This window comes from Hymenobacter humi, assembly GCF_042665855.1.
Lineage (GTDB): Bacteria > Bacteroidota > Bacteroidia > Cytophagales > Hymenobacteraceae > Hymenobacter > Hymenobacter humi.
Window position 1 is genome coordinate 2,303,976 of sequence record NZ_JBHTEK010000001.1, and the last position, 26,631, is coordinate 2,330,606.

The window sequence follows — 26,631 nt, forward strand, 5'->3', positions numbered from 1 at the left end:
GACATCACTAAATACCAGAGTGATACACGTTCTTTGACGTAAGGGGTAACAAAAACGAAGCGTAGCGCGCTTGGTCTGGCAACAGACAAGCACACTCTAGCAATAGAGTAGCGATACGAAAGCGAAGTAAGCAAGAGCACACGGGGGATGCCTAGGGTCTGAGAGGCGACGAAGGACGCGATAAGCTGCGATAAGGCGTGGGGAGAGGCACATACTCTGTGATCCGCGCATTTCCGAATGGGGCAACCCCTGCCTGGAAGAGGCAGGAACCGACTCGCTTGACGAGCGGTGGCAAACGCCGGGAACTGAAACATCTAAGTACCGGCAGGAAAAGAAAATAACAATGATTCCCCAAGTAGTGGCGAGCGAACGGGGAGGAGCCCAAACCGGGTTGGTTACGGCCAGTCCGGGGTTGTAGGGTCGCGACATCTGATTGAATCGAGTTAGCTGAAGCTGTTGGGAAACAGTGCCAGAGACGGTGAGAGCCCGGTAAGCGACAATTCTGATTCACGGTAGCGATACCCTGAGTAGGGCGGGGCCGGAGAAACCCCGTCTGAAGCGAGCGGCACCATCCGCTAAGGCTACATACTCCTCAGACACCGATAGTGAACTAGTACCGTGAGGGAAAGGTGAAAAGAACCGGGAATACCGGAGTGAAAAGAACCTGAAACCGTGTGCTTACAAGCAGTTAGAGGGCTTTTGTGGCCTGATAGCGTGCCTTTTGCATAATGAGCCTACGAGTTACTCCTCCCCGGCAAGGTTAAGCGATTGTAGTCGCGGAGCCGCAGCGAAAGCGAGTCTGAACAGGGCGCGGAGTCGGGGGGTAGACGCGAAACTTGGTGAGCTACCCATGAGCAGGTTGAAGGTGCGGTAACACGCACTGGAGGACCGAACGAGTTTCCGTTGAAAAGGATTTCGATGACTTGTGGGTAGGGGTGAAAGGCCAATCAAACTGAGAAATAGCTCGTACTCCCCGAAATGTATTGAGGTACAGCGTCGTGGTGAGGTCGTTGGAGGTAGAGCTACCAATAGGACTAGGGGGTGTCAGAGCCTACCGAATCCTGATGAACTCCGAATGCCAGCGGCTATACACGGCAGTGAGGCCTGGGGTGCTAAGGTCCCCGGCCGAGAGGGAAAGAACCCAGACCATCTGCTAAGGTCCCTAAATCTAGATTAAGTTGAACAAAGGAGGTCCAGTTGCTTTGACAGCCAGGAGGTTGGCTTGGAAGCAGCCATTCCTTTAAAGAGTGCGTAACAGCTCACTGGTCGAGCGACCGGGCATCGATAATACGCGGGCATCAAATCTAGTACCGAAGCAATGGATGTAGCATGCAAGACTGCTACGTGGTAGGGGAGCATTCTCCTTGCGGTGAAGGTGCGTCGTCAGGCGTGCTGGAGCGTGGAGAAAAGCATATGTAGGCATGAGTAACGATAATGGGGGTGCGAAACCCCCACGCCGATAGACTAAGGTTTCCAATTCAACGCTAATCGGAATTGGGTTAGTCGGGACCTAAGGGGCAGCCGAAAGGTGAACTCGATGGACAGCAGGTTAATATTCCTGTACTAATGTTAAAAAGTGATGCAGTGACGCAGAAGTGAAAGCACCGCGGGCGGACGGAAGTGCCCGTTGAAGGCCGTAGATATAGGAGAGGTAGTTAAGTACGCCACTCTTGTCGAAAGCTGATAGTACCGCACGTCCTTCGGGACACGCGGATAGTGTGCCTAATCCGACTGCCAAGAAAACCTGCTAAGCGTTTTAATTTTAACATTACCCGTACCGCAAACCGACACAGGTAGTCAAGGAGAGTATCCTGAGGCGCTCGAGTGAATCACGGCCAAGGAACTCGGCAAAATGGACCTGTAACTTCGGGAGAAGGGTCGCTTCCTCGCAGCAATGCGAGAAGCCGCAGTGAAAAGGCCCAGGCGACTGTTTAACAAAAACACATGGCTTTGCTAACGCGCAAGCGGACGTATAAGGCCTGACACCTGCCCGGTGCCGGAAGGTTAAGAGGGGAACTTAGTGGCGCAAGCTGCGAAGGTTTGAATCGAAGCCCCGGTAAACGGCGGCCGTAACTATAACGGTCCTAAGGTAGCGAAATTCCTTGTCGGGTAAGTTCCGACCTGCACGAATGGTGTAACGATCTGGGCGCTGTCTCAGCCGTGAGCTCGGTGAAATTGTAGTCTCGGTGAAGATGCCGAGTACCCGCCACGGGACGGAAAGACCCCGTGCACCTTTACTATAGGTTGCCATTGGTGTTGGGTTCGGCATGTGTAGCATAGGCGGGAGGCGCTGAGCCGGGGACGCTAGTTCTCGGGGAGCCACCGTTGAAATACCGCCCTTGCCGTGCCTGATGCCTAATCCTTCCAAGAAGGAGACAGTGGCTGCTGGGTAGTTTGACTGGGGTGGTCGCCTCCAAAAGAGTATCGGAGGCTTTCAAAGGTCCGCTCAGTACGCTTGGTAACCGTACGCAGAGCGCAATAGCAGAAGCGGGCTTGACTGTGAGGCCGACTAGCCGAGCAGGGTCGAAAGACGGATATAGTGATCCGGTGGTTCCGCATGGAAGGGCCATCGCTCAAAGGATAAAAGGTACGCCGGGGATAACAGGCTGATCTCCCCCAAGAGCTCATATCGACGGGGAGGTTTGGCACCTCGATGTCGGCTCGTCACGTCCTGGGGCTGGAGAAGGTCCCAAGGGTTCGGCTGTTCGCCGATTAAAGTGGCACGCGAGCTGGGTTCAGAACGTCGTGAGACAGTTCGGTCCCTATCTGTGGTGGGCGTTGGAAATTTGACAGGACCTGTCCTTAGTACGAGAGGACCGGGATGGACCAGCCGCTGGTGCGCCGGTTGTACCGCCAGGTGCAGCGCCGGGTAGCTACGCTGGGACGAGATAAGCGCTGAAAGCATCTAAGTGCGAAACTCACCTGGAGATGAGATTTCCCAATATGAAGGCCCGTCGGAGATGACGACGTGGATAGGCGGCAGGTGAACCAGCAGAAATGCAATAGCTGAGCCGTACTAAGTGGCCGAGGGCTTCGCTACTTCAAGCAATTGAATTCATTCGTCGAGCGCGCAACACACGCTTCGTTTTTGTCCCCTTATGTCAACGTTATTGAGTCCTGCACGAACACGCAGTGACCCGCCAGCAATGGTGGCTTTAGCCCGGGTGTTCACCTCTTCCCATTCCGAACAGAGCCGTTAAGCCCCGGTGCGCCTATGGTACTGCCTTCACCGGTGGGAGAGTCGGTCGCCGCCAACCTTTTTGTAACGCCTGCCGCTTTCACCAGCGGCAGGCGTTTTGCTTTTATACCCATGCAAACCCCTGCTCAATGGAAGCCTAGATTTTCTCGTTTCTGCTGATTGTATACAGATTGCTTAAACGAACATCCGTTCAATTTCTTTAACCGCTGTTGCTTGTTGTGTAGCTATTACTTTCGGGTATTAAAGACGTGTAGTTATGCAATTGATGTATCCGTGGTTCTTGGCCGGGTTAGTAGCTATTGTAATCCCAATTATTATTCACTTGCTGCAGTTACGCAGGCCTCAACGTCTATTATTTACTAATACTGCATTTATTCGGGAGGTTGAATTAGTTACTGTTCGGCATCGAAAGGTGCAGAATTTATTGGTACTGCTTGCGCGAATTTTAGCTATAAGTGCTCTGGTTATTGCCTTCTGTCAACCATTTATTCCTCCTAAGTTCGATAGTCGAATAAATAGTGCAGCAAGTGTTGATGTGTTAATTGATAACACTTTTAGCATGCAGCGACAGAGTGCCGTGCAAGCTTCCATGTTTGAAGAGGCTGTTTCAGAAGCAAAGCGTTTGGGAAGCTCAGGGTTGGCTAGCAGCAAGTTTAAGGTGCTTAATAAGGGTAACGGGTTGATGACCCAGGCGGCTTACCAGGATAAAGTTGACGAGTTAAGACTCTCATCGCGGGCCCCTTTTACTAAGCTGAGTGCCGACAATGGCAGCTCTGATGCTTCGCTTTTTGTGTTTTCTGATTTTCAGAAAAGCTCCTTTGATATAAAGATGTTGGATGCTTTATCGGGTAGGAGTGAAGTGGTTTTGGTGCCGCTTGCTAGCCGGAAAAGTGGAAATGTTTATGTAGATAGTGTGTGGTTGGATGATGCGTTTGTGCGCGTGCGAACCAACGTTGGGCTGCACGTACGATTAAAAAATGGAGGGAGCATCGTATCCAGTAACTGTCCGGTGAAGGTGTTCCTCGGTTCGAGGCAGGTAGCTGCTTTTCAGGTAACCATTGAGCCAGGACAAACGGCGGCTTCCACGGTGCAGGTGCAGGTGAGTGATGAGCAGCTGGCTCTGGGGCGGGTCGTGACGGATGACGTGCCTGTAACTTTTGACAACACCTACTATTTCACTATTCAGCCCGCGGCGGCAATTCGCGTCCTGGAAATTGGGCCGGAGCCAATGGCCCGGCAACTGTATGCCAACGAGCCATTGTTCGAGTATTCCTACTCTAAGCCCCAAAGCGTAAACTATGGGGTGATGCAGCAAGCAAACCTAGTGCTGGTGCGGGAGGTGAACGAGGTGGATGCCGGATTGCGGGAGGGGTTGAAAGCCGTAGTCAAACGCGGTGGCAGTGTCGTGGTGGTGCCTAGTGCTTTGGCTTCCGGGCGGGCTTCCTATCAAAACCTGTTTAGGGATTTGGGGCTGGGAACAGCTCAGTGGGAGGCAAATGCACAGAAGCCCGAACTGCGGGAGGTGGCCATGCCGAATGCGCGGGAGCCATTTTTTAGGGATGTTTTTGGGGCACAGCAGCGGGCGGTAACTATGCCGCGTGTGGCGCCGGTGTTGCGCTGGTCACGCACGGGGACCGATATTCTGCGGCTGCGGGATGGAGAGAGTTACTTGGCGAATTTTGCTAGTAGCGCTGGGCGCGTGTACGTATTTTCCGCTCCTTTTTCGACGGAGTACTCTGACTTTGTTTCGCACGCCCTTTTTGTGCCCGTGATGTATCGGATGGCGATGTTGAGCTACCGCAACGAGCAGCTCCCGGCCTACCGCTTGACGCAGCCGACGATAAATTTGCAGCTCCCGAAGGCTGACGCAAAAGCCGGGGCGGCAGGCGGGAGCGACGAAGCCAGCTTTCGACTTGTGAAAGATAGCCTGACCTTGATTCCAGCTCAACGCGTTGTGGGCCAAGAGGTGAGGCTGGACCTTCCGGCTGACATGGAAGCTCCTGGATTTTATCAGCTGCAGCGTCGCGGGAAAATAGTGACCACCTTGGCTTTTAATCAGGACAAAAAGGAATCGGAGCTGGCGGCGTATTCACCCGATGAGCTGCGGCAACTGCTTGGCGCGAATCACCCGAACATCAAGGTATTGGAGCCGGGTGAAAACGGGGCGGGTCTGGCCAAGTTTCGGGCTGAGCAAACGGGTGAGCCGCTTTGGCGATATTTCCTGGTGTTCGCATTGGTGTGCTTGCTGGCCGAGGTGCTGCTCATCCGCTTTGGGAATCGGCGGGTGGTGCCGGCGAAGGTTAAAGTTGCGGCGTAAGGCGGCGCTTTCGCAAGAAATGGCCGGGGCAGTGCGGCCCTGACGCGTATCTTTCGGCTTTAAACGACGCGTTACCTATGGCCGGTTCTTCCATTGCTTCCGATACACCCAAAGCCGAAGCTGCGAAGGGACTGGCTCTGCGGCTGGGGTTGCGTTTTGGGCTGGCGGCCGGGTTGGCGTGTGCGCTGTGGATGGTGGGGCTTCAACTAACGGGCAACAACGGATTTGGCCCGAAGCAGATACTGGCTCAACTCTTGGTGCCGCTTGCTGCCGTCGCGAGCGAGTGGATGTTGCGTCGTCGCCTGAAACCCGAGAAACCGGGTCTGGGCCGTTCCTTGGGCGTGGGCGTGCTGACGGTGCTCGTAGCGGCCCTTATTTCCGCAAGCAGTTTGATTGGGCTGGCCCATAGCGCCGGCGAAAAGGCTCTGGCCGTAAATCGGGCCGAAGTCCTGGAGATTGTGCGTGCACAGCAGCGCGAAAACCCCAAAGTAGTTCTCAGTGAGCAGCAAAAGCAGCAGCAGATTCAGCTGGTAGAGAACATGACTATTGGGGATATGGCGAGCGGCACTTTTTTCAAGGTGCTGTTTATGGGACTTATTCTGGCCCTGCCGGGCGGAATATTTCTACGCGAATAATTTAATATACCTTTCGGTTCATTTTATTCAACCCCAATGGAAGCAAATTCTACACCTGTCTCTGCTACTTCGGTAGGCCTGCGCTACGGCCTCTTAACCGGGCTCATTAGCGTCATCATCTCCTTTGGGCTGTTTGCCCTGAGCATGGAGCAAAGCCCTTTGCGCTACGTCAGCTTTCTCGTACTGATAGGAGGCATGGTGATGGCCATGCGACACTTTAAAGAGAACAACTACGGCTTTATGAGCTTTGGGCAGGGCGTGGGCATCGGCACCCTGATTTCTGCCGTGGTGGGGGCGTTGAGCGCCATTTTTACGTACTTCTACATGAACATTATCGACCCCGACGTGGTGGGGCGCATGACGGAGAAAATGCGTGCCGACATGGAAGCCCGGGGCGGCATGTCGGATGAGCAAATTGACCAGGCCATGGCCCTGAGCGGAAAATTCATGAACGGCCCCATCATGATTGCCGTCGTTTTGTTCACCAGCATCTTCTTTGGGCTGTTAATCGCACTGGTCGTGTCGGCCTTTATCAAGCATTCGAAACCTGAGTTTGAATAAATCATCTGCTGTTTTTCCGGTGGAACTGTCCATCGTTATTCCCCTGCTCAACGAAGCAGAGTCTTTGCCCGAACTCACGCGTTGGATTGCGCGGGTGCTGCTGGAGCGTGGGCTGACCTACGAAGTCATCCTGATTGACGACGGCTCAACCGACGATTCCTGGGAAGTAATTGAAGCGTTGGCCAGAGAAGACACGGCCCTGCGGGGCATCCGCTTCAACCGGAACTATGGGAAGTCGGCGGCGCTGAACGTGGGCTTTGAAGCGGCGCGTGGCCGGGTGGTTTTTACCATGGACGCCGACCTGCAGGACTCGCCCGAGGAGCTGCCCGAGCTCTACCGGATGATTACGGAAGACAAGTTTGACCTAGTGAGTGGCTGGAAGCAGAAACGGTTTGACCCGCTTTCAAAAACCCTGCCCACCAAGCTCTTCAACGGTGCCACCCGGATGATTTCGGGCATTCGGCTGCACGACTTTAATTGCGGGCTGAAAGCCTACGACCAGCGCGTGGTGAAAAGCATCGAGGTGTACGGCGAAATGCACCGCTACATTCCCGTGATTGCCAAGTGGAACGGGTTCCGGCGCATTGGCGAGAAGGTGGTGCAGCACCAGGAGCGCAAGTACGGCGTCACGAAGTTTGGGCTCGAGCGCTTCGTGTACGGCTTTCTGGATTTAGCCAGCATCACGTTTGTGAGCCGGTTTCGGCGGCGGCCCATGCACTTTTTTGGGACGTTGGGCTCGCTGTCGTTCTTCGTCGGGATGATATTGACGCTGTGGCTGACGGGCGAAAAATGGTGGCTGGCCTACCACAACCTGCGGGCCCGGGACGTAACCGACCAGCCGTTGTTTTTCCTGGCACTGGTGGCGGTGATTGTGGGCGTGCAGCTGTTTCTGGCGGGCTTTCTGGCCGAGATGGTGCAGCTCAACGGGCCCCGGCGCAACGACTATCTGGTGCGGGAAACGCTTAAGTAACGTGAATAATTAGGCCTGCTTGCATGCGGATTGTAATTATTGGGCCGGCGTATCCCTTGCGGGGCGGACTGGCTACCTACAATGAGCGGCTGGCCCGGGTTTTTAAAGAAGCCGGTGACGACGTACGCATTGTCACGTTTTCGCTGCAGTACCCGGATTTCTTATTTCCCGGGCAAACCCAGTTCAGCACCGAGCCGGGGCCGGCTGATTTGGATATCGAGGTAAGCCTGAACTCGGTGAATCCGCTCTCGTGGTGGCGGGTGGGCAGAAAACTGCGGGCCGAGCGGCCGGACTTGGTGGTGTTTCGCTTTTGGCTGCCGTTCATGGGACCGGCGCTGGGCACGGTGGCGCGGCTGGTGCGCGGCAATGGACACACGCGCGTGGTAGCCATAACCGATAACGTGATTCCGCACGAGAAACGGCCCGGCGATACGCCGCTGACGCGCTATTTCCTGAGCGCCTGCGATGGATTTGTGACCATGAGCCGCAGCGTGCTCCAGGACCTGCAGCGCCTGGGCTTTGGCCAGAAACCAGCTCAATACCGCCCGCATCCGCTCTACGACAACTTCGGCCCAATCAAGCCCAAGCCCGAGGCATTGCAGGCGTTGCAGCTGCCGGATACCACCGGCTATTTATTGTTTTTCGGATTTATCCGGGCGTACAAAGGGCTGGACATCATGCTCGAAGCCATGGCGGATGCGCGCATTGCCGCATTGCCCGTTAAATTGATTATTGCTGGCGAGTTTTATGAGGGCGCTGCGCCGTATGACGCTTTAATTCAACGGTATCAATTAGAAGACCGAATAATTAGAGCGACGGATTTTATCCCCAATGAAAAGGTGGTGAATTATTTCTGCGCGGCCGATTTAATTGTCCAGCCTTATAAAAACGCCACACAAAGCGGGGTATCGCAGATAGCCTATCATTTTGAGCGCCCCATGCTGGTGACCGACGTGGGCGGACTGGCCGAGCTGATTCCGGACGGCGTGGTGGGCTATGTGGTGCCGCCCACAGCCCAGGCCATTGCCGATGCCGTGGTGGACTTCTACCGCAACCAGCGGGAAGAAGCATTTGCAGCGGGCGTGCGGGAAGCCAAGAAGCAGTTTTCGTGGCCGGTTATGGTAGCCGCGCTCAAGGAAGTCGCGGGGCTTTAGCTCAAGCGTAGCTTAAGAAGCAATCTGGTGCTGTTGGGCTATTGGAGCAGCGGCTTGCACTGCGGCAAATACCTTCTCCGCCGGTAAATCCTCCATGCAGGCTGGTGCCCAGCTTGCAGGTGCCGCGGTAGAAGCACACGCATTCGCGGTTGGGCTGCACTATCTGGCCGCGCCCGTACAGGTCGAATTCGTGGGGATTGAAGATGTTGTTCATCAGGATGGTGGGCTTGCGCAGGGCAATGCTGATGTGCATGGCCATGGTCACCTGCGTCACGATGGTATCCATCTGATGCATCAGGTTGATGAACTGGGGCAGGGGAAGGTGCCGGGGTAAGTGGCGCCGGTGGCACCGCGCAGGTGCTGGTTGCGGGCGGCTTCGGCCTCGCCGCCGAGCAGCACGGGGCTGTAGCCGGCCTGCTGGAGCTGGATAATCAGGCTAATCCATTTTTCGTCGCTCCACAGGCGGGTGGTCCAGCGGTCACCGCAGCCGGTGTTGAGGCCGATGCGCGGGCCAGCGGTGGGCAGCAGGCTCCAGTCGTAGCCTTTGTCTTCGTGGGTGTCGAACACGTACTCTTCGCCTCGGAAATCGAAGCCGCAAAGCTCGAAAATCTCCTGGACGTAGGGCTTGGTGTTGGCCTGGCTGACCTGGTCGAAGAGCCCGGTGAGGAATTTATGCTCCGCCAGGCTGGTTTTGGGGCCAGGCCACGCCATCGTGCGGGCGCAGGGCGTAGCCGAATTTCTCCGGCGCCTGAATGGTGTTGAGCAGGGCGCAGGCTTCCTTCTCCTTGTCGAGGTTGATGACCACGTCGAACTGCCGGGCCTGCAGCTGCAGCGCGCTGGCAAAATCGAACTTCAGAATCTCATCGACCTCCGCCTGCGGTAAGATGGCGGGCGTGTGCGTGAGCCAGGTAATAAAGCAGTTGGGCCGTTCCTGCCGCAGCCGGCGCAACAGCGGCGTAGTCCGAATGACGTCGCCGATGGCTCCCAGCTTGATGATGAGCACCCGGCTGCTCACGGGAGCGTACACCGGGCAGCTTTCGCACACGTAGCCGTGGGTTTTATTTGGGCGGCAGGGCAGGTCGCCGCGGAAATGGCGGCAATCGGGGTGCACAACGGTTTCTTGGAGGTGGGGCAAAGCGGCGAGAAGGAGTTGGGATGGTAAAAGTAACAGGCAGGTACGCCCGCAAAAAGCCGCTATAGTTTCAACGGCCTTAAAAATAGATTGTAGCTATATGAGGCTACAGCCCCACGTTGAACGTGCCGTTTGTAATCGACTTAGTGTCTCGGATAAGTTGGTCGATGCCAGTGAAGGCGAAGGTGCCCTTGATGCGGGATGCAGTTATTTCCGTTACGACAATGGTCCCCGAGCCAATTAAAGTGCGGCCATCATAGCCAGCAAAATATACCTTGGACTTATTATTAGCAGAGGAGATGTAAGTAGCCCCAGCAAGTGTTGCTGGGCCAAATGGGTAAGTACCCACCGTCCGGGGCATATCCAGCATAAGCTGGCTGTTGGTCGTAGAAGTGTTAACGTTCAACTGCCCAATTACCGTTACTAGATTGTTGGCGCTTGGAGAGCTGGTGGTGTAGGTGTTGGTGGTCGATGCTGCGCCGTCCACCGTCCAGCTCAGGCCGTCCGCCACAAGAGGCGTGGGAGCATCGTTTTTGGCGGAAGTGCAGGCCGTGAAAACTATAGCAGCTAACAGACAAATGATACTACTGTAACGGTAGATGATAGCGAGCATGCGAAGGGTAGAGTTATAGAAATGCGGAAAAGCCATTTATCGACCCACGTAGTTATGTGGGCTGATGGCCCGCAGCTCGGCTTTCACTGCCTCGCTCACGTCCAGTTCATTAATAAACGCCCCGATACTCTCCGCAGAAATGGCCTCGCCGGTGCGGGTGAGGGCTTTGAGGGCGTTGTAGGGGTCGGGGTAGGCTTCGCGGCGCAGAATGGTCTGGATGCCTTCGGCCACCACGGCCCAGTTGGCTTCCAGGTCGCGCTGCAGGGCAGTCTCATCCAAGGCCAGCTTGCCCAGGCCGCGCTGTAGGGCACCGAGGGCAATGAGGATGTGGCCCAGGGGCACGCCCAGGTTGCGTAGCACCGTGGAGTCGGTGAGGTCGCGCTGCAGGCGGGAGATGGGCAGCTTGGCGGCAAAGTGCTCAAGCAGGGCGTTGGCAACGCCCAGATTGCCCTCCGCGTTCTCGAAGTCGATGGGATTGACCTTGTGCGGCATGGCCGAGGAGCCTACCTCGCCGGCTTTGATGGTCTGTTTGAAATAGCCCAGGGAAATGTACTGCCACACGTCGCGGGCCAGGTCGAGCAGGATGGTGTTGAGCCGCTTCAGGCCGTCGGAATGGGCCGCAAGGTGGTCGTAGTGCTCAATCTGGGTAGTGGGGAAGGAGCGGTGCAGGCCCAGCCGGTCGTTTACGAACGTGTTGGCGAAGGCGTGCCAGTTTACCTGCGGGTAGGCCACGTAATGGGCGTTGAAGTTGCCGGTGGCACCGCCAAACTTGGCCCCGAACGGTACCTGTGCCAGCAGCGTCACCTGGGCATCGAGCCGGGCCACAAACACCTCTATTTCTTTGCCCAGCCGCGTAGGCGAGGCCGGCTGGCCGTGCGTGCGGGCCAGCATGGGTACCGCGGCCCACTCCTGGGCCCGGGCCGAAAGGGCGTTGCGCACCTGCGCATAAGCCGGCAGCAGCACCCCCATCAGCGCATCGCGGAAACTCAACGGGATGGCAGTGTTGTTGATGTCTTGCGACGTGAGGCCAAAATGTATAAATTCTACAAAGCTGCCCAGCCCAAGTGTGGTGAATTGGTCGCGCAGCCAGTATTCCACCGCTTTCACGTCGTGATTAGTCACGGCTTCGTGGGCCTTCACCGCTTCGGCATCGGCTTCGCTAAACGCCTCGTAGAGGCGGCGCAGGGCCGGAAACGTTTCGGCCGAGACGCCCTGAAGCTGGGGCAGCGGCAGCTCAGCTAATGCTATGAAGTATTCGACTTCTACCAGCACGCGGTAGCGAATCAGCGCCATTTCAGAGAACCGCAGCGCCAAAGGGGCGGTGGCGCGGGCATAGCGCCCATCAAGGGGCGAGAGGGCAGTAAGTGAGCTAGGCATGAAGGCAAAAGTACGGGCAGAAAAAAGCGCGACAAGCCCGGGAGCTCCCCGTACCCGGCACATTGCCCGTATAGTACCTCCGGCGTGGCGCGGTTAATTCTGCTTGCCGCTACCGTTTTTCTTACCTTTGACGTCGGCTAACCCGCCTACTTTATTGAGTTCCGTGTCCATATCCCCCTCCACCAAACGACTTCTTTTCGGCATTCTGGCCGGCCTCGCCGTGTTGCTGCTGGTTGCTTTTGCCGTGTTTCAGTGGAAGCGTCAGCAACTACTTACCTACGCCCTCGGGGAGGTAAAAGCCAAGGTTGAGCGCAAATACCCCGTCATCCTTACCCTGGGGCCCGCGGAGTTTGCCGGCTTCAAAACCGTTGAAATTGCCGGCATGAGCTTGGTGCCCCGCGCCAATCCTGCCGATACCCTGCTCACGGCTAAGAAGTTGCAGGCCAGCCTCAGCGTTCGCTCGCTGTTTGCCGGGCGGCCGGTGTTTAGTGGGCTGGAAATTATTACGGCCCGCTTTACCGCTCGCAAAACGGCTACCGGCGACAACTATGGCTTCCTGATAAAGAAAGACAAGACTGCCACCGTGCCCCGCGATACCACCAAGGGCACCAACTACGGCCTGCTGCTCAACCGGGCACTCGAAACGGCTTTCGACAACGTGCCCGGCGAAGCTGATTTCAAGGATTTTTACGTGAGCTACCTCAGCCCGCGGCACTCGGCCATCCTGCGCCTGCCGGAGCTCAAAATCAAGGACGGCGATATTTCGGGCCGCCTCACCGCCAACATCGATTCGGTGGTGAACGAGCTGGGCATCAGCGGGCACATCGAGCCCGGCGACTACGCCCTCACGGCCCGGGTATTCGGAGTGGGAGGCTCGGTGCAGCTGCCGTATTTGCCGCGCCGCTTTGGAGCCTTGGTCAGCTTCGATACGGTGTTGGTGCGACTCGATGGCAAGGACTTCGACAACGACGACACCGGCGGCCACCTCACGGTGCGCGGCTCCATGGCCGCCCGCAATTTCAGCCTCTACCACCCCAAGCTGGCCGCTGAAGACATCGAAGTGAAGCGCGGCGCGCTCGACTTTGTGGCCACCCTGGGCCGCGGCACGGCCTCGCTGGAGAAGGGCAGCCAAATCACGATAAATAAAATCGTGCTCAACCCCGAAATCAGCGTGCGGATGAAGCCCAGCCGGGCCGTTTCCATCAAAGTCACCTCGAACGAAACGCAGGCCAACGACTTTTTCAGCTCCTTGCCTACTGGCATCTTCGACGAGGTGCGGGGCGTGCAGGGCACCGGTACACTCACCTACCGCATGAGCGCCAGTGTAGACATGGCCAAGGTGGACAGTCTCAAGTTCGATTCCAGCCTCAAGGGCAAGAATTTCAAGCTCACCAACTACGGCGAGGAGGACCTGAGCAAGCTGAACACGGCCTTCCGCCACACGGTGTACAACGACAAGGGCGACTCGGTGCGCACCTTCCTGGTGGGCCCACCCAACCCCGATTTTGTGTCTTACAACGACGTGTCGCCGTACCTCATCCGGGCTATCACCACGGCCGAGGACCCGCGCTTCTTCGTGCACAAAGGCTTCATGGAGAAGGCCTTTGTGAAGTCGGCCATTCAGAACATCAAGGAAAAGCGCTTTGCCCGCGGCGGCAGCACGCTGTCGATGCAGCTCGTCAAAAACGTGTTTCTGACCCGCCAGAAAACCGTGGCCCGCAAGGTAGAAGAAGCCCTGATTGTGTGGCTGCTCGAAAACACGCACCTGGCCAGCAAGGAGCGCATGTTTGAGGTGTATCTGAACATCATCGAGTGGGGGCCGAGCCAATATCGCTGGCCCAGCGGCAAGCGGGGCGTGTACGGCGTGAAAGACGCGGCCCTGTTTTACTACGGCAAGCGCCCCAGCGAGCTCAACTTGTCGGAGAGCTTGTACCTGGCGAGCATCATTCCCAAGCCGAAGTATTACCGGTCGTCGTTCGACTCCTATGGGGACCTGCGCCGCAGCACCCGCTACTTCTTCCGGCTCATTGCCGACATCATGGCCACCCGCGGCCTCATCACCAACAACGACCGCGAAAACATGGCCTATTCCCTCAACCTGAACGGACCGGCGCGCAAATACATGCGGTTTGCCGCACGCCCCGACACCACGCGCACCACCGCCGCGGCCGATTCCAGCCAGTTTGAGCCCCTCAACCTCATTGACCTGCTCAACACCGGCGCCTCCACGCCCGATGCCGGCGTGAATGCCGGCGCCCCCGAAGTTGAGCCGCCCAAGCCACCTAAATAACGGCTGCCGCCCGGCCCAAATAGACGAGAGGTGGAAGAGCTACTGCAGCTCTTCCACCTCTTTTTGGGCCATACCACCGAGGCGAGGATGCTCAGCAGCAGCAGGCCGCCCACCACGCCCAGCGCCACCGGCATGGGAATGGGGAAAATGCTTTCAACCAGGATTTTAAAGCCGATAAACACCAATATCAGCGACAGCCCGTAGTGCAGGTAGTGGAACAGGCGCATCATGCTGGCCAGGGCAAAGTACATGGCGCGCAGCCCCAGCAGTGCAAACACATTGGAGGTGAACACGATAAACGTGTCGCGCGTGATGGCCAGGATGGCGGGTATGGAATCGGCGGCAAAAACCACGTCGGTAGTTTCCACCATCACGAGCACCACAAACAGGGGCGTGGCAAAGCGCAGGCCGTCGCGGCGCACAAAGAACTTGCCGCCTTCCATTTGCCGGGTGATGGGCAGGTGCCGGCTCAGGAACCGCACCACCGGGTTGTTGTCGGGGTCGATTTCGGGGTCGTCGGCGCTCAACCCCATTTTCACGCCCGTGTACACGAGGAAGGCCCCGAGCGGATAAATCAGAAAGTGAAACTTGGCGAGCAGCGCGCCCCCACGAGAATGAATACGGCCCGCAGAATGAGCGCGCCCATCACGCCCCAGAACAGAATGCGGTGCTGGTACTGCGCCGGCACCTTGAAATAGTTGAATATCAGCAGGAAGACAAACAGGTTGTCGACGCTCAGGGCCTTTTCTACTAGGTAGCCGGTGAGCCACTGTAGCCCCGCCTCGTGGCCCATGGTGCGGTACACCAAATAGTTGAAGCACAGCGAGAGGGCCACCCAGAACGCACTCCAGCCCAGGGCTTCGCGCAGCTTGATGGCGTGCGCTTGGCGGTTGAACACGAATAAATCGAGCAGCAGCAGCCCGATTACAAAAGCATTAAAGCCGAGCCAGAACAGGGGGTGTTTTCCATGCGTAGGGGCAAGATACACCGGGGCTCGCAAGCTGGTTGAGCCAGCGACGTTGAGCCAGGCCCAATGCGGCACCGGCCGGCTTACCTGCCAAAACGCGGGCACCCGGCCCGGCCAAGGCACACCGCCGGGCCCGCCTACCGGCCGCCTACCCGCCTGAGCGGATGCAGCCAGCTGCTGACCTTCATTTGCAGTACCCCGAAAAAGGCTTCCTCGACAATGCCGCTCGACATTTTGGACGTGCCGCGGGTGCGGTCGGTGAAGATGATGGGCACTTCTTTGATGCGGAAGCCCAGTGGTACGCCAGCCATTTCATCTCAATCTGAAACGCGTAGCCCACGAAGTGAATGTTGGGCAAGTCGATGGCGCGCAGCACCCGCGCCGTGTAGCACTTGAAGCCGGCCGTGGCGTCGCGAATGGGCATGCCCGTTATCAGGCGCACGTACCAGGAGGCGAAGTACGACATCAGCACCCGCGACATGGGCCAGTTCACCACGTTCACGCCCTGAATGTAGCGCGAGCCGATGGCCATGTCGTAGCCCTCGACGGCGCAGGCGTCGTGAAGGCGCAACAGGTCCTCGGGATTGTGCGAATAGTCGGCGTCCATCTCGAAGATGTACTCGTAGCCGCGGTCCAGCGCCCAGCGAAAGCCGTGGAGGTAGGCCGTGCCCAGGCCCTGCTTGCCGCTGCGCTCTTCCAGAAATAACCGGCCCGGAAATATCGTTTGCAGCCGACGCACGATGGCCGCCGTGCCATCAGGAGAACCGTCGTCGATAATCAATACATCAAACGCCAGCGGCAACGACATCACCTTTCGGATGATTAATTCCGCATTCTCGCGCTCGTTGTAAGTTGGAATTAGGACGACCCCTTCGCTCATGGGCTCAAAGATAGGGTTTGGGGGCACGAAGCTGCATGCCCGTACGGTCCACCTTGCTACTATTTCAGCTGCGGCATCGGAATGGGGTACTCTGCACGCAGTCTGCCAGGCACTCCAAACCGGCTACTGACCAGCCGCCAGGCCTTCGGCGACTTTCCGCGCGTGACGAATGCAGTCGGGCACGCTCACGCCCGCCCGCCAATTGGCTACGGCCAGGATGTTGGCGGATTCCAGAGAATCGGCTGCCGCGTGGGCCGCCACGATGCGCTCATCATACTGCGGAATGCTGCGCGGCCACAAGTACCGTTCCTGCCAGCGCGGGCCGCCCGCAATGCCGTAAAACCGGCTCAACTCGGCGTGCACGGCGGCTTTCTGCACGTCTTCGGGCTGGGTGGCGGCGGCCTCGTACTGCGCGCCGCCCACAAACGTGGTAAACAGCACCTGCCCGGCCGGCACGCGCTGCGGGTAGATGGCGCTGGTCCAGATGGAGCCGGCCGCGTAGGTGCCTTCCACCTTGGGGTGCAGCGCGCCAAACCCGTTGAGCGAATGGGTGACAGCTGCGCGGTCGTAGGCCGAAAAAACGACGCTCATCGGCGGGTAGTGCACGGCGGCCAGCGCGGCCGCTGCTTGTGGAAACAGCCCTTGCAAAAGGTTAGCGGCCGCAAATGCCGGCAGGGCCAGGGCCAGGTGCGTGTAGTGAGCCGCGGGTTGGGCTGAAGAATTGAGTTGAAGCTGGTAGCTGCCATCGGCAAGTCGGGTGACATTCTCAACAGGCGTATTGGAGTGGTAATTGGTGAGCCGGGCGGCCAGCGTATCGGTGAGGGTCTGGACGCCCGACTTGAGCGTGACAATGCGGCGGCGCGGCGCGCCTTTGCCCGTTTTGGCCAGCCCGCGCAGCACCGAGCCGTACTGCTGCTCCAGGGCCGCCAGGGGGAAGGTTTTGTGCAGCAGCAGCTTCTCCGGGTCGCCGGCGTAGATGCCGGCCATGAAGGGGTTGACGGCGTAGTCGACGATTTCGGGCCCGAAGCGGCGCCGGAAAAATTGAGCTACAGTTTCGGTGGCATCGGTGGGGGCGGCGGGCTGGCGCAGCTCCTGGAGCAGGTTCCACTTGGCTTTCAAGCTGAAAAAGCCGTTGGTGAGCAGGGACGGGGGCGAGCCGGGCAGCTGGCGGTAGCGCCCGCCGCGCAGCACGTAGCGGTGCTTGCTCACCGCGGCGCTGTCCTGAATCTGGTCAGTCAGGCCGAGGTCGGCTAGTAGTTCTTCCAGCTCCTGGCTCAACTGCAGGGAGTTGGGGCCGGCTTCGAGCAGGTAGCCTTCGGGCCGGGACAGGCTGCGCAGGTTGCCGCCGGGGCGGTTGTCGGCTTCGTACAGGTCGTACGCCACGCCGCCTTTCTGCAGGTACCAGGCCAGGGTGAGGCCGCTGATGCCGCCGCCGATGATGGCAATTCTCATAATGTCGTAGCGCGAATGATGCAGCAAAGTTAGGGGCGCGGTCCCGCGGTTCGCCCGTAGCTTTGCCGCAATGACAACAAGGAACAAAGCAATTTTCCTGGACCGCGACGGCGTGCTGAACGAGGAAATAGGAGAGTACGTGTGGCAGGTCGAAAACTTCATCGTGTGCGCCGGCGTGCCCGAAAGCCTGGCCCGCCTTAAAGCGGCTGGCTACTACCTCATCGTCGTCACCAACCAGGCCGGCATCGCCAAAAAGCTGTACACCGCCGCCGACGTCGGGAAATGCCACGCCAAGCTGCAGGAAGCCTGCAACCACGCTGTGGACGCCTTTTATTTCAGCGAAGGCCACCCCAGCGTAAGCGAATCCATCCTGCGCAAGCCCGACTCGGGCATGTTCGAAAAAGCCGTGGCCAGGTTCAACCTCGACGTGGCGCAGTGCTGGGTGGTGGGCGACCGGTTCCGCGACATGGAAGCGGGCGCCAAGATTGGCGTGCGCGGCATTCTGGTGGGCGCCACCGAAGCGGTAGACTTCACGCCCCGGGCGTTGGATTTGCAGGCCGCCACGGACATGATTCTGGGGGTGTAGAGACGCAATATTTTGCGTCTCGTCGTTGCTGCTGTTGTTTGCAAGCGAACGGTACTAGCGGTTGCGCAACGCAAGCCGTTCAACGACGAGACGCAACATTTTGCGTCTCTACATGCACCAACTAGTATATAAAAAGGCCGGCCTCCCCAATTGGGAAGGCCGGCCTTTTTTATGCAATCCAGCTCAATTACTACTGGCGTTCAGCAGGCGTAGCGGTGCTGGCCGTGACGGGCGCAGAAACAGATTTCACTGCTTTGGTGCTGGTGTAAGCGGGGCACACCTGGCGGTTGCAGGCGCCGAGCGAAAGGGCCGTGAAACCGGCTGCAAGCAGAATGAGCTTTTTCATAATTATAAACAAAACGGGTGAGGGATGACGGGGTTGGGCTTCAAAGATAAGGAGCTACACCTATATTTTAAGAAAAAATGCCAACGCAGAAATTGCATTATTGGTATCCCAGAATTTTCATCATGCTGGCGGCTTCCTGCTGCGGCGCAAATACCGTGTCAATAAGCGTGCCGTCGGCGGCGCGGTCGAGGATGACGTGCTGCGGCGCGGGGATGAGGCAATGCTTGATGCCGCCGTAGCCGCTCAGGCTTTCCTGGTAGGCGCCGGTGTGGAAGAAGCCCACGTAGAGCGGCTGCGCGTCGGTGGGCTTGCGCTCGGGCAAAAACACCTGGTAGATGTGCTTTTCGGCGTTGTAATAGTCCTGCGAATCACAGGTGAGGCCACCGAGCTGCAGCCGTTTGTAGCCTCTTTCCCAGCCGTTAACCGCGAGCATGATAAAGCGCTGGTTAAGTGCCCAGGTATCGGGCAGGTTCGTGATGAACGAGCCGTCTATCATGTACCACAGCTCCTTGTCGTTCTGCAGCTTCTCGTCGAGAATGGAGTAGATGGTGGCTCCACTTTCGCCCACGGTAAAGATGCCGAACTCGGTGAAAATGTTGGGCTCGGGCACGCCTTCTTCCTGGCAGATGCGCTGGATGGTGCGCAAAATTTCGGCCACCATGTACGGGTAGTCGTACTCGGGCTGGATGCTGGTTTGGATGGGGAAGCCCCCGCCGATGTCGATGGTGTGCAGGGTGGGGCACACCTTGCGCAGCTCGCAGTACTTGTGCACAAAGCGGCTCAGCTCCGACCAATAATAGGACGTGTCCTTGATGCCGGTGTTGATGAAGTAGTGCAGCATCGTCAGGCTCGAAGCGCGGGTCTTCCTTGATGCGCTTCTCGTAGAGCGGGATGGCGTCGGCGTAGCGGATGCCCAGGCGCGAGGTGTAGAACTGGAAGCGCGGCTCCTCGTCGGAGGCCAGGCGCATGCCCAGGTTCACTTTCTCGCGCACGTGGTCGTGGTAGTACTCGATTTCGTTCGGCGAATCGATGATGGGCATGCAGTTCACGAAGCCGTCGTTAATCAGGTCCGCGATTTCCTTTTTGTAGGCCTCGGGCTTGAAGCCGTTGCAGATGATGTGCTTCTGCTTGTCGACCTTGCCCTGGGCGTGCAGGTTGCGGATGATGCTGATGTCGAACCACGAAGAGGTTTCGAGGTGGATGTCGTTTTTCAGGGCCTCTTCCAGCACGAAGCGGAAGTGCGACGACTTGGTGCAGTAGGCGTAGGAATACGAGCCCTGGTAGCCAGTTTGGGCAATGGCATCGGCAAACCATTTCTTGGCCCGCTGAATCTGGGAGCTGATTTTGGGGAGGTAGGTGAGGCGGAGTGGGGTGCCGTATTTCTCCACGAGGCCCATCAGGTCGATGCCGTGGAATTGCAATTCGTGCTCCTGCACCGTGAAATCGGCCGTGGGGAAATCGAAGGTTTGAGAAATCAGGTCGTGGTAAGTATCCATCGGTTTTGAAAAAGCGGCGGGAAAAGCCGACCTTTGCAGTCGGCAGGTCAAAAGTACCGCCGAGGTCGGGAAGTAGTGGGAACAATCCGTTGTTCTACTCCCATCCGGCCTTGCATCGTGACGATGGAATGATAGCGACTTGGCTACGGTAGAGCATCTCTACCGCAAGGCAGCGCAATTCTAGCTGTTGGCTGTTAGCTATTAGCTGTTAGCTTCTCGACTTAAGAGAGCTAATGGCTAACAGCTAATAGCTAACAGCTAAAAGAGCGATGCCCCATTACGCTACCCAAATTCCCACCCGATGAAACGCATCAAACTTCTGGAAGTCCGCTCCGGTTGGGGGCCGGCACGCGCGGCGCCAGCATGGGCATCGACGCCCTGCGCGTGGCCTGCCTCAACAAAGGCTCCGATTATTTCCGCCGCTTCAACTCCGTGGTGGTGCCGGACCTGAACCACGTGCTGTTCGACAAGAACCCATTCCCGTTCGCCAAGCACATCGACGCCATCTATACCGTGCAAAAGGGCATTGCCAGCGCCGTGGAGCAGACGCTGCGCTTTGGCGAATTCCCGCTGGTGCTGGCCGGCGACCACAGCAGCGCCAACGCCACCATTGCCGGCATCAAGGCGACGTACCCGCACAAAACCCTGGGCGTGGTCTGGATAGATGCCCACGCCGACATTCACTCGCCCTACACCACGCCCAGCGGCAACGTGCACGGCATGCCGCTGGCCGCCGCGCTCGGCCTCGACAACCTGCAGCACCAGCGCAACCAGCCCGACCCCGAAACCGAGTTTTTCTGGCGCCGCCTCAAGGACCTGGGCGAGCCCGGGCCCAAGCTCACGCCCGACCACCTCGTGTACGTGGTGGTGCGCGACACCGAGGAGCAGGAAAACGCCATCATCGACCAGCAGGGCATCAAGAACTTCAAGCTGGACGAGTTCCGCGCCAAAGGCCCGCGCCAGGTAGCCCGCGAGATTTACGAACAGCTGCGCTTCTGCGACCTGGTCTACATTTCTTTCGACGTGGACTCCCTGGATTCGCGCTTCAGCAAAGGCACCGGCACCCCCGTTGAGCTGGGCCTCGATGTGCCCGAAGCCATTGCCCTCTGCCGCGCCCTGCTCGAAAACGACCGGGTGGTGTGCTTCGAGATGGTTGAAATCAACCCCACGCTCGACAGCGAGAACACCATGGCCAAGAATGCCTTCAACATCCTGGAAGCCGCCACGGAGGCCATTGAGCAGCGCCTGCGCCTGGATGAAGTGGTGAGCCGGTGATTGAAAATTAATGAGGAATGAAGAGTGAAGAATGAGGAATGGGCGGACAACTCCCCTCCTTTTTTAAGGAGGGGACGCTCAACTGCCAAGTTGAGTGGGGTGGTTGCACTCGTTGAACGATGGGCGAACGACTGCCGACCGAACGAGTTGAGCCGCCAGTCGTTCGGGTATCGTTCAACGAGGGCAACCACCCCCGTTCGAGCTAAAGCTCAAACATCCCCTCCTCAACTGAGGAGGGGAGTTGTCGTCCGCCCATTCCTGACCCAATTCTTCATTCCTCATTCTTCACTCCTCATTTAAAACCTGCTGATAAACGCATAAGCGCCCAGCGTGTACTCTGTGGTCGAGGTGAAGTGGTTGCCGCCTGGAATGGGGCGTAGCTCAACCTGGGTGGCGCCGCGCTTTTGCATGGCATCGTAGGCATCCTGCGAGTTGAAGAACGGCACGTAGTCGTCGGCGGTGCCGTGGAACAGGGCCAGCGGGGCGCGGGGCTGCCAGTCGTAGATGTCGTTGGCGGTGAGGGTGGCGGCGAGCGGCGCATCGGAGTTATTCAGCACGGCTTGGCGGAAGGCGGGGGTGAACAACTGGTCTTGCTGGCTGGGCACGGCGGCGAATGGGTTGGCTTGCAGTTGGGTGGCGTAGGGCTCCTGGTAGTAGAACGACAGCGGCCGGTTCAGGGCATAAATGCGGTCGTAGGTGCGCAGTACCCACACGTAGGTGCTCAGGAAGCTGAGCGGCTGCGTGGCGCTGAGAACGTAGCGGGCAAAAGCAGACTTGTGGTAGGCGCCCGCGCCGGGCGCGCTGGCCGTCACGGGCAGGGTAGTGGCGTATTTCTCCTCCAGCAGCTTGTGCAGCGCCATGGTTGCGTAGCCACCCTCGGAGTAGCCCAGCAGGAAGTTTTTCTGGTTCAGGCTCACTTTCTGCTGCTGACAGAATTCGCGGGTGGCCCGCAGCATATCGGCCGAAGCGGAGGCCAGCGAGGCGGCTTGCTCGTAGGGGTGGGGCAAGGCCTTGGAGGCGCCGTAGCCCAGGTAGTCGGAGGCCGACACCACGTAGCCCGTCGAGGCCAGCACCGACACCACCGACCACACGTCGCTGCCGGTGGCGTAGTAGGAGGGGCCTGGCCTTCGCTGCTGGGCGCCAGCGTGCCGTGCTGGTAGCTGAGCACCGGCAGGGTGGCGGTGGCCACCGGCACCAGCACGGCCCCGGAGGCCGTGGTCTCAGTGCCCTCGGGCGTGCGGGTGTGGTAGGTAAGGCGGTACACCCGAATGGGGTAGCGCACCAGGCTGCCTGCCAGCGGCACGCTCTGCACGCGGCTGCCCAGGGTGGCGGCGCTATACTCGCCAATCAGCGTGCTGCCGGCCAGGACCGAGGTATCGGCGGTGGGGGCTGCGGCGGCAGGCTCGGGAGCTGTGTTCTTGCAGGCCGGGGAAGCAGCAAGCGCCACAAACAGCCACAGGAAACGGTATTTGGCAGGGAAGGAAAAACGGGATAGCAGCACGTAGGAAAGAATTAGAGCAAGAATCAATGCCCAACACTGCTTCGCGGCGTCGGCGTTCCGACAACTGGTCAGTAGTCGCTGGCAGATTTACCGCTGGCCGTCGGTACGTACCGCGCGCTAAACGGCCGCCGGCGGCAAGTTGCCCTCAGCCAAGGCAGCCCCACCACCAATCCCGCCGCCTAAGCCGCTGAAGAAACAAAAAGCCCCACCAGTAGCTGGCGGGGCTTTCATCAAATTGTCTCCATGTTTCTCGGAGGCAGCCCAGTCGCTTCGTTTAAACAATTAACTGGCCGCTTTGAATTTTTCTAAGCAGTGCTATCCGACTAGGAAAGACGTTTTTTGTACGTCTAAGAGGCTAAAAAAAGATTTGGGTAAGGGCGATACTGTTGAAGCTGGGACTTTGTTGTAGCTTGGTAGTAATATTTAATCAGAGCCATGTTTGAATCCGATATTCTCAAAGTAGTTCTAGTCGCTAGTGCATCAGTTGTTGCTCCTGTATTGTCTTATATATTAAAAGCCTTTGTTGATAAGAAAACAGCAAATGCAGATAATAGAGAAATAAATGAAGAAGTTACCAAAATAACCAAGATTATCGAAGAAGGTGATAAGGATGTTTTGACATTAATGATTAAAAATGTTGCAGAGCTGCGTGAATACTATGTAATGAATAAGCAACAGGCTCGAAACGCATTCTCAGCAGCTTTAACTATTAGTATTCTAGGGTTTTTTATTTTTTCTGCTGGCATATTTTCAGTGTATTATATGCCAGAAAAATCAGCAGCAGTTCCTTATTCAACTATTGGTGGCGCAATTGTTGAAATTATAGCAGGTCTTTTCTTTTGGTTATACAGCAAAGCGATAAAGCAAATTAATATTTTTCATACTAGTCTACAGAGTACAGAAAAGTTTCTGACAGCTATACAGTTAGTAGAAAAGATATCACCTGAAATGCGAGATGCATCCTATAAGGATATTATTGAAAAAATAATAAGTTTTAATTTTGCTGTCAATAAAGAAGCCAAGGTTTAACGTGCTCTGAATTAGTATAAATACGTGTAGTGAGTGATGGAATGCAGGGCTTTTGTATTTCATCGGCATAAAGAAGCTATTGCTCGCTGCGGCGGAAACGGGGAATGGTATGCTAAATGAGTAAATATAACTCATGTTGACAAGCAACAAAAAGCCCCGCCAGACACTGACGGGGCTTTTTGTTGCTCAAGTTTCGTTAGTCTATTCGTCCGGCGGGCGCAGCGGCACTTGGCCGCTTTGGCTGCTAGCTAAGGCCGCTGGCCCGCCAACAGAACCTGAATCGGTTTCCCCTCTTTTTGGAGAGGCGGGCAGGGGGTGAGGTTAACGCCAGCCCGTACCTTTGCCTAGTGCAACAACTCGAACAGTCCCTCAAAACCGCCCTGCAAACCGCCGCTCAGGCTGTTTTTGGCGTAGAAATCCCCGCCGCCAGTCTCACGCTTCAGCCCACGCGCAAGGAGTTTGCCGGCAGCTTCACCCTCGTTACGTTCCCGCTCACGAAAGCCTTTGGCAAAGGCCCGGAGCAAATCGGCCAGGCGCTAGGCGAGTGGCTGAAAACCAACGAGCCCCGCGTGAGCGGCTACAACGTGGTGAAAGGCTTCCTGAACCTCGAAGTGGCCGATACGGAGTGGCTGACGGTATTCAACCAGCCTGCGCGCGCAGCCCGCCGAAGCGCCGGTGAACCTGCCCGACGCCCCGCGCCGCGTGGTGGTCGAATACTCCTCGCCCAACACCAACAAGCCCCTGCACCTGGGCCACCTGCGCAACAACTTCCTGGGCTACTCGGTGGCTGAGATTCTGAAAGCCACTGGCGCCACCGTCACCAAAGCCAACCTGGTGAACGACCGCGGCATCCACATCTGCAAGTCGATGATTGCCTACCAGCGCTTCGGCCACGGCGAAACGCCACAGTCGGCGGGCCTGAAGGGCGACCACCTCGCCGGCAAATACTACGTGCTGTTTGAGAAGCACTACCGCGAAGAAATCAAACAGCTCGAAGCCGAAGGCGTCGCCACCGACATTGCCAAGAAGCGGGCTCCGCTTATGGCCGAAGCCCAGCAGATGCTGCAAGCCTGGGAAGCCGGCGACGACGAAGTAGTAAGCCTCTGGCGCCGCATGAACGGCTGGGTGTACGAAGGCTTCGACGAAACCTACAAGACCATCGGCGTCGATTTCGACAAGTTTTACTACGAGTCCGAGACCTACCTGCTGGGCAAGGAGCGGGTAGAAGAAGGCCTGCAGAAAGGCGTATTCTTCCGCAAGGACGACGGCTCGGTGTGGGTTGATTTGCAGGCCGAGGGCCTCGATGAGAAGCTCCTGCTGCGCGCCGACGGCACCAGCGTGTACATCACCCAGGACCTGGGCACGGCCGAGCTCAAGTACCAGGATTTCGGCTACGACAGCAGCATCTACGTCATCGCCGACGAGCAGAACTACCACATGCAGGTGCTGCAGGCCACCCTACGCAAGCTGGGCAAGCCCTACGCCGAGGCCATTCATCACCTGAGCTACGGCATGGTGGATTTGCCCTCGGGCAAGATGAAGTCTCGCGAAGGCACCGTGGTGGATGCCGACGAGCCTGGTGCGCGACGTAGTGGCCGCCGCCAAAGCCGCCACCCTCGAAAAAGGCAAAACCGAAGGCCTGACGGACACTGAGCTGGAGGAACTGTACCACATGTTGGGCCTGGGCGCGTTGAAATACTACCTGCTGAAAGTGGACCCCAAGAAGCGCATGCTCTTCAACCCCGAAGAGTCGGTGAGCCTGGAAGGGCACACAGGGCCGTTCATCCAGTATTCGCACGCCCGCATCGCCGCCATCCGCCGCAAAGCCGCCGAGCTGGGCATCAGCGAAGCGGCCGACTGGAGCAGCATCGCCAGCCTCGACGGCACCGAGCGCGAGCCTGGTGCAGGAGCTGGCCCGCTACCCCGCCGTGGTGGCCGATGCCGCCCGCAACCTGTCGCCCGCCGTAGTAGCCCAATACGCCTACGATTTGGCCAAAGCCTACAACCGCTTCTACGCCGAAGTTTCCATTTTCCAGGAAACCGACGTGGCCAAGCGCAGCCTGCGGGTGGCGCTGTCGGCCCGCGTAGGCGAGCAGATAAAGGTGTCGCTGGGCCTGCTGGGTATGCAGGTGCCCGAGCGCATGTAGCGTGGACTCTGCGAGTCCGCGCTTGAACGAACAGATATACTATCGCGCCACGCGCGGACTCGCAGAGTCCACGCTACAATTCTTCTTATGAAAAGTGTTGCCGTTTACTGTGGTTCCAGCGCCGGAACCAATCCGCTCTACATTGCTCATGCCCAAGCTTTGGGCGCAGCCTTAGTCGCGAATGACCTTACCTTAGTATACGGCGGCGGCCGCGTGGGCTTGATGGGCACCATTGCCGACGCGGTGCTGGCCCATGGTGGGAAAGTAATCGGGGTTATTCCTGATTTCCTGGCTGATAAGGAACTGGCTCACCTGGGCTGCACCGAGCTGCACGTGGTGAAAAGCATGCACGAGCGCAAGCTCCTGATGGCCGACCGCGCCGATGCCTTCGTGGCCATGCCCGGCGGCTACGGCACCCTCGAAGAGCTGTTTGAGGTCCTGACCTGGGGCCAGTGGGCCTGCACCGCAAGCCCGTGGCCGTGCTGAACGTGGACGGCTACTACGACCACCTGCTGCTGGCCCTCGACCGCATGCGCGACGACCAGCTCCTGCGCGCCGAAAACCGCTCCCAGCTCCTGCAGTCGGACAATGCCGAAGACCTGCTGGCTCAACTAGCGGCCTACCAGCCGGTGAAGCTCGAAAAGTGGCTCACCCCGCCGACTACCTGATTCGGCACCACCGAAAACCTGCCGGCCCACCAGCGG

17 protein-coding genes, 2 rRNA genes and 5 pseudogenes are annotated in these 26,631 nt (G+C 57.9%); 13 read left to right on the top strand and 11 right to left on the bottom strand.

Annotation, left to right across the window (positions count from 1 at the left end; genetic code table 11):
• Nucleotides 1-120: 120 nt before the first annotated feature.
• The 7 genes from ACFQT0_RS12900 to ACFQT0_RS12930 all read left to right on the top strand — a co-directional run bounded on the left by ACFQT0_RS12900 (nucleotide 121) and on the right by ACFQT0_RS12930 (nucleotide 8,836).
• A 23S ribosomal RNA gene (locus tag ACFQT0_RS12900) occupies nucleotides 121-3,040 on the top strand.
• A gap of 105 nt (nucleotides 3,041-3,145) precedes the next feature.
• Nucleotides 3,146-3,257: ribosomal RNA gene (rrf, locus tag ACFQT0_RS12905) — 5S ribosomal RNA — on the top strand.
• A gap of 207 nt (nucleotides 3,258-3,464) precedes the next feature.
• Nucleotides 3,465-5,516 carry a BatA domain-containing protein gene (locus ACFQT0_RS12910; RefSeq protein ID WP_380203282.1) on the top strand — a complete coding sequence of 684 codons (2,052 nt, stop codon included), beginning with the start codon at nucleotides 3,465-3,467 and terminating at the stop codon, nucleotides 5,514-5,516.
• Between the two features lie 77 nt (nucleotides 5,517-5,593).
• A complete protein-coding gene (locus ACFQT0_RS12915; protein ID WP_380203284.1) occupies nucleotides 5,594-6,151 on the top strand; it encodes a DUF4199 domain-containing protein in 558 nt (185 codons plus the stop codon).
• A gap of 36 nt (nucleotides 6,152-6,187) precedes the next feature.
• Nucleotides 6,188-6,712: a DUF4199 domain-containing protein gene (locus tag ACFQT0_RS12920; protein WP_380203286.1), complete on the top strand. Its 525-nt coding sequence runs from the start codon at nucleotides 6,188-6,190 to the stop codon at nucleotides 6,710-6,712.
• Between the two features lie 19 nt (nucleotides 6,713-6,731).
• Entirely contained in the window at nucleotides 6,732-7,682 is a 951-nt protein-coding gene (locus ACFQT0_RS12925) for a glycosyltransferase family 2 protein (RefSeq protein WP_380203288.1), read from the top strand.
• Between the two features lie 23 nt (nucleotides 7,683-7,705).
• Nucleotides 7,706-8,836 carry a glycosyltransferase gene (locus tag ACFQT0_RS12930; protein ID WP_380203290.1) on the top strand — a complete coding sequence of 377 codons (1,131 nt, stop codon included), beginning with the start codon at nucleotides 7,706-7,708 and terminating at the stop codon, nucleotides 8,834-8,836.
• A gap of 1 nt (nucleotide 8,837) precedes the next feature.
• On the opposite strand, the gene ACFQT0_RS12935 is transcribed toward ACFQT0_RS12930, so the two are convergent.
• The 5 genes from ACFQT0_RS12935 to purB form a co-directional block, all read right to left on the bottom strand.
• Entirely contained in the window at nucleotides 8,838-9,131 is a 294-nt protein-coding gene (locus ACFQT0_RS12935; RefSeq protein WP_380203292.1) for a hypothetical protein, read from the bottom strand.
• Nucleotides 9,131-9,547: a glycosyltransferase family 9 protein gene (locus tag ACFQT0_RS12940; protein ID WP_380203294.1), complete on the bottom strand. Its 417-nt coding sequence runs from the start codon at nucleotides 9,545-9,547 to the stop codon at nucleotides 9,131-9,133. The genes ACFQT0_RS12935 and ACFQT0_RS12940 overlap by 1 nt, the downstream gene beginning before the upstream one ends.
• Entirely contained in the window at nucleotides 9,507-9,971 is a 465-nt protein-coding gene (locus tag ACFQT0_RS12945; protein WP_380203296.1) for a glycosyltransferase family 9 protein, read from the bottom strand. Before ACFQT0_RS12945 ends, ACFQT0_RS12940 begins: the two co-directional genes overlap by 41 nt.
• Before the next feature lie 103 nt (nucleotides 9,972-10,074).
• A complete protein-coding gene (locus ACFQT0_RS12950; RefSeq protein WP_380203298.1) occupies nucleotides 10,075-10,581 on the bottom strand; it encodes a DUF6252 family protein in 507 nt (168 codons plus the stop codon).
• 36 nt (nucleotides 10,582-10,617) lie between these two features.
• On the bottom strand, nucleotides 10,618-11,958 hold the full coding sequence (gene purB / locus ACFQT0_RS12955; protein WP_380203300.1) for an adenylosuccinate lyase: 1,341 nt from the start codon (nucleotides 11,956-11,958) through the stop codon (nucleotides 10,618-10,620).
• Nucleotides 11,959-12,121: 163 nt separating this feature from the next.
• On the opposite strand from purB, the gene ACFQT0_RS12960 reads away from it, so the two are divergent.
• Nucleotides 12,122-14,248 carry a transglycosylase domain-containing protein gene (locus ACFQT0_RS12960; protein WP_380203302.1) on the top strand — a complete coding sequence of 709 codons (2,127 nt, stop codon included), beginning with the start codon at nucleotides 12,122-12,124 and terminating at the stop codon, nucleotides 14,246-14,248.
• Nucleotides 14,249-14,460: 212 nt separating this feature from the next.
• On the opposite strand, the pseudogene ACFQT0_RS12965 reads toward ACFQT0_RS12960, so the two are convergent.
• The 3 genes and pseudogenes from ACFQT0_RS12965 to hemG all read right to left on the bottom strand — a co-directional run.
• Nucleotides 14,461-15,041 (bottom strand): annotated as a pseudogene (locus ACFQT0_RS12965) (TerC/Alx family metal homeostasis membrane protein); the annotation flags it as partial.
• Between the two features lie 311 nt (nucleotides 15,042-15,352).
• A pseudogene (locus ACFQT0_RS12970) lies at nucleotides 15,353-16,095 on the bottom strand (polyprenol monophosphomannose synthase).
• A gap of 123 nt (nucleotides 16,096-16,218) precedes the next feature.
• The gene (gene hemG, locus ACFQT0_RS12975; protein ID WP_380203304.1) at nucleotides 16,219-17,547 is read right to left on the bottom strand and encodes a protoporphyrinogen oxidase; all 1,329 of its coding nucleotides are present in this window, start codon (nucleotides 17,545-17,547) and stop codon (nucleotides 16,219-16,221) included.
• A gap of 70 nt (nucleotides 17,548-17,617) precedes the next feature.
• Here hemG and ACFQT0_RS12980 point away from each other — a divergent pair, with 70 nt between their 5' ends.
• Nucleotides 17,618-18,133 (top strand): D-glycero-alpha-D-manno-heptose-1,7-bisphosphate 7-phosphatase, encoded by a 516-nt coding sequence (locus ACFQT0_RS12980; RefSeq protein WP_380203306.1) that lies wholly within the window; start codon nucleotides 17,618-17,620, stop codon nucleotides 18,131-18,133.
• Nucleotides 18,134-18,323: 190 nt separating this feature from the next.
• Here ACFQT0_RS12980 and ACFQT0_RS12985 read toward each other — a convergent pair whose 3' ends face one another.
• Nucleotides 18,324-18,479, bottom strand: coding sequence for a hypothetical protein (locus tag ACFQT0_RS12985; RefSeq protein WP_380203308.1), 156 nt, complete (start codon nucleotides 18,477-18,479; stop codon nucleotides 18,324-18,326).
• A gap of 97 nt (nucleotides 18,480-18,576) precedes the next feature.
• Nucleotides 18,577-19,975 (bottom strand): annotated as a pseudogene (locus tag ACFQT0_RS12990) (arginine decarboxylase).
• 336 nt (nucleotides 19,976-20,311) lie between these two features.
• Between ACFQT0_RS12990 and ACFQT0_RS12995 the strand changes: the two are divergent.
• Nucleotides 20,312-21,250: an arginase gene (locus ACFQT0_RS12995; protein ID WP_380203310.1), complete on the top strand. Its 939-nt coding sequence runs from the start codon at nucleotides 20,312-20,314 to the stop codon at nucleotides 21,248-21,250.
• A gap of 296 nt (nucleotides 21,251-21,546) precedes the next feature.
• Here the strand turns inward: ACFQT0_RS12995 and ACFQT0_RS13000 are convergent, their stop codons facing one another.
• Entirely contained in the window at nucleotides 21,547-22,341 is a 795-nt protein-coding gene (locus tag ACFQT0_RS13000) for an alpha/beta hydrolase family protein (RefSeq protein ID WP_380203312.1), read from the bottom strand.
• Between the two features lie 845 nt (nucleotides 22,342-23,186).
• Between ACFQT0_RS13000 and ACFQT0_RS13005 the strand changes: the two genes are divergently transcribed.
• The 3 genes and pseudogenes from ACFQT0_RS13005 to ACFQT0_RS13015 all read left to right on the top strand — a co-directional run bounded on the left by ACFQT0_RS13005 (nucleotide 23,187) and on the right by ACFQT0_RS13015 (nucleotide 26,595).
• Nucleotides 23,187-23,780: a TRADD-N-associated membrane domain-containing protein gene (locus ACFQT0_RS13005; RefSeq protein ID WP_380203314.1), complete on the top strand. Its 594-nt coding sequence runs from the start codon at nucleotides 23,187-23,189 to the stop codon at nucleotides 23,778-23,780.
• A 347-nt stretch (nucleotides 23,781-24,127) separates the two neighbouring features.
• Nucleotides 24,128-25,927: pseudogene (gene argS, locus ACFQT0_RS13010) on the top strand (arginine--tRNA ligase).
• Between the two features lie 87 nt (nucleotides 25,928-26,014).
• A pseudogene (locus ACFQT0_RS13015) lies at nucleotides 26,015-26,595 on the top strand (LOG family protein).
• The last annotated feature ends 36 nt before the right edge of the window (nucleotides 26,596-26,631 follow it).

What these genes read in the sequence shown, in the direction of transcription:
- ACFQT0_RS12910 (WP_380203282.1), top strand. Translation starts at nt 3,465, where the DNA reads ATGTATCCGTGGTTCTTGGCCGGGTTAGTAGCTATTGTAATCCCAATT.
- ACFQT0_RS12915 (WP_380203284.1), top strand. Translation starts at nt 5,594, where the DNA reads ATGGCCGGTTCTTCCATTGCTTCCGATACACCCAAAGCCGAAGCTGCG.
- ACFQT0_RS12920 (WP_380203286.1), top strand. Translation starts at nt 6,188, where the DNA reads ATGGAAGCAAATTCTACACCTGTCTCTGCTACTTCGGTAGGCCTGCGC.
- ACFQT0_RS12930 (WP_380203290.1), top strand. Translation starts at nt 7,706, where the DNA reads ATGCGGATTGTAATTATTGGGCCGGCGTATCCCTTGCGGGGCGGACTG.
- ACFQT0_RS12935 (WP_380203292.1), bottom strand. Translation starts at nt 9,131, where the DNA reads ATGCATCAGATGGATACCATCGTGACGCAGGTGACCATGGCCATGCAC.
- ACFQT0_RS12940 (WP_380203294.1), bottom strand. Translation starts at nt 9,547, where the DNA reads ATGGCGTGGCCTGGCCCCAAAACCAGCCTGGCGGAGCATAAATTCCTC.
- ACFQT0_RS12950 (WP_380203298.1), bottom strand. Translation starts at nt 10,581, where the DNA reads ATGCTCGCTATCATCTACCGTTACAGTAGTATCATTTGTCTGTTAGCT.
- purB (WP_380203300.1), bottom strand. Translation starts at nt 11,958, where the DNA reads ATGCCTAGCTCACTTACTGCCCTCTCGCCCCTTGATGGGCGCTATGCC.
- hemG (WP_380203304.1), bottom strand. Translation starts at nt 17,547, where the DNA reads ATGAGAATTGCCATCATCGGCGGCGGCATCAGCGGCCTCACCCTGGCC.
- ACFQT0_RS12980 (WP_380203306.1), top strand. Translation starts at nt 17,618, where the DNA reads ATGACAACAAGGAACAAAGCAATTTTCCTGGACCGCGACGGCGTGCTG.
- ACFQT0_RS12985 (WP_380203308.1), bottom strand. Translation starts at nt 18,479, where the DNA reads ATGAAAAAGCTCATTCTGCTTGCAGCCGGTTTCACGGCCCTTTCGCTC.
- ACFQT0_RS13005 (WP_380203314.1), top strand. Translation starts at nt 23,187, where the DNA reads ATGTTTGAATCCGATATTCTCAAAGTAGTTCTAGTCGCTAGTGCATCA.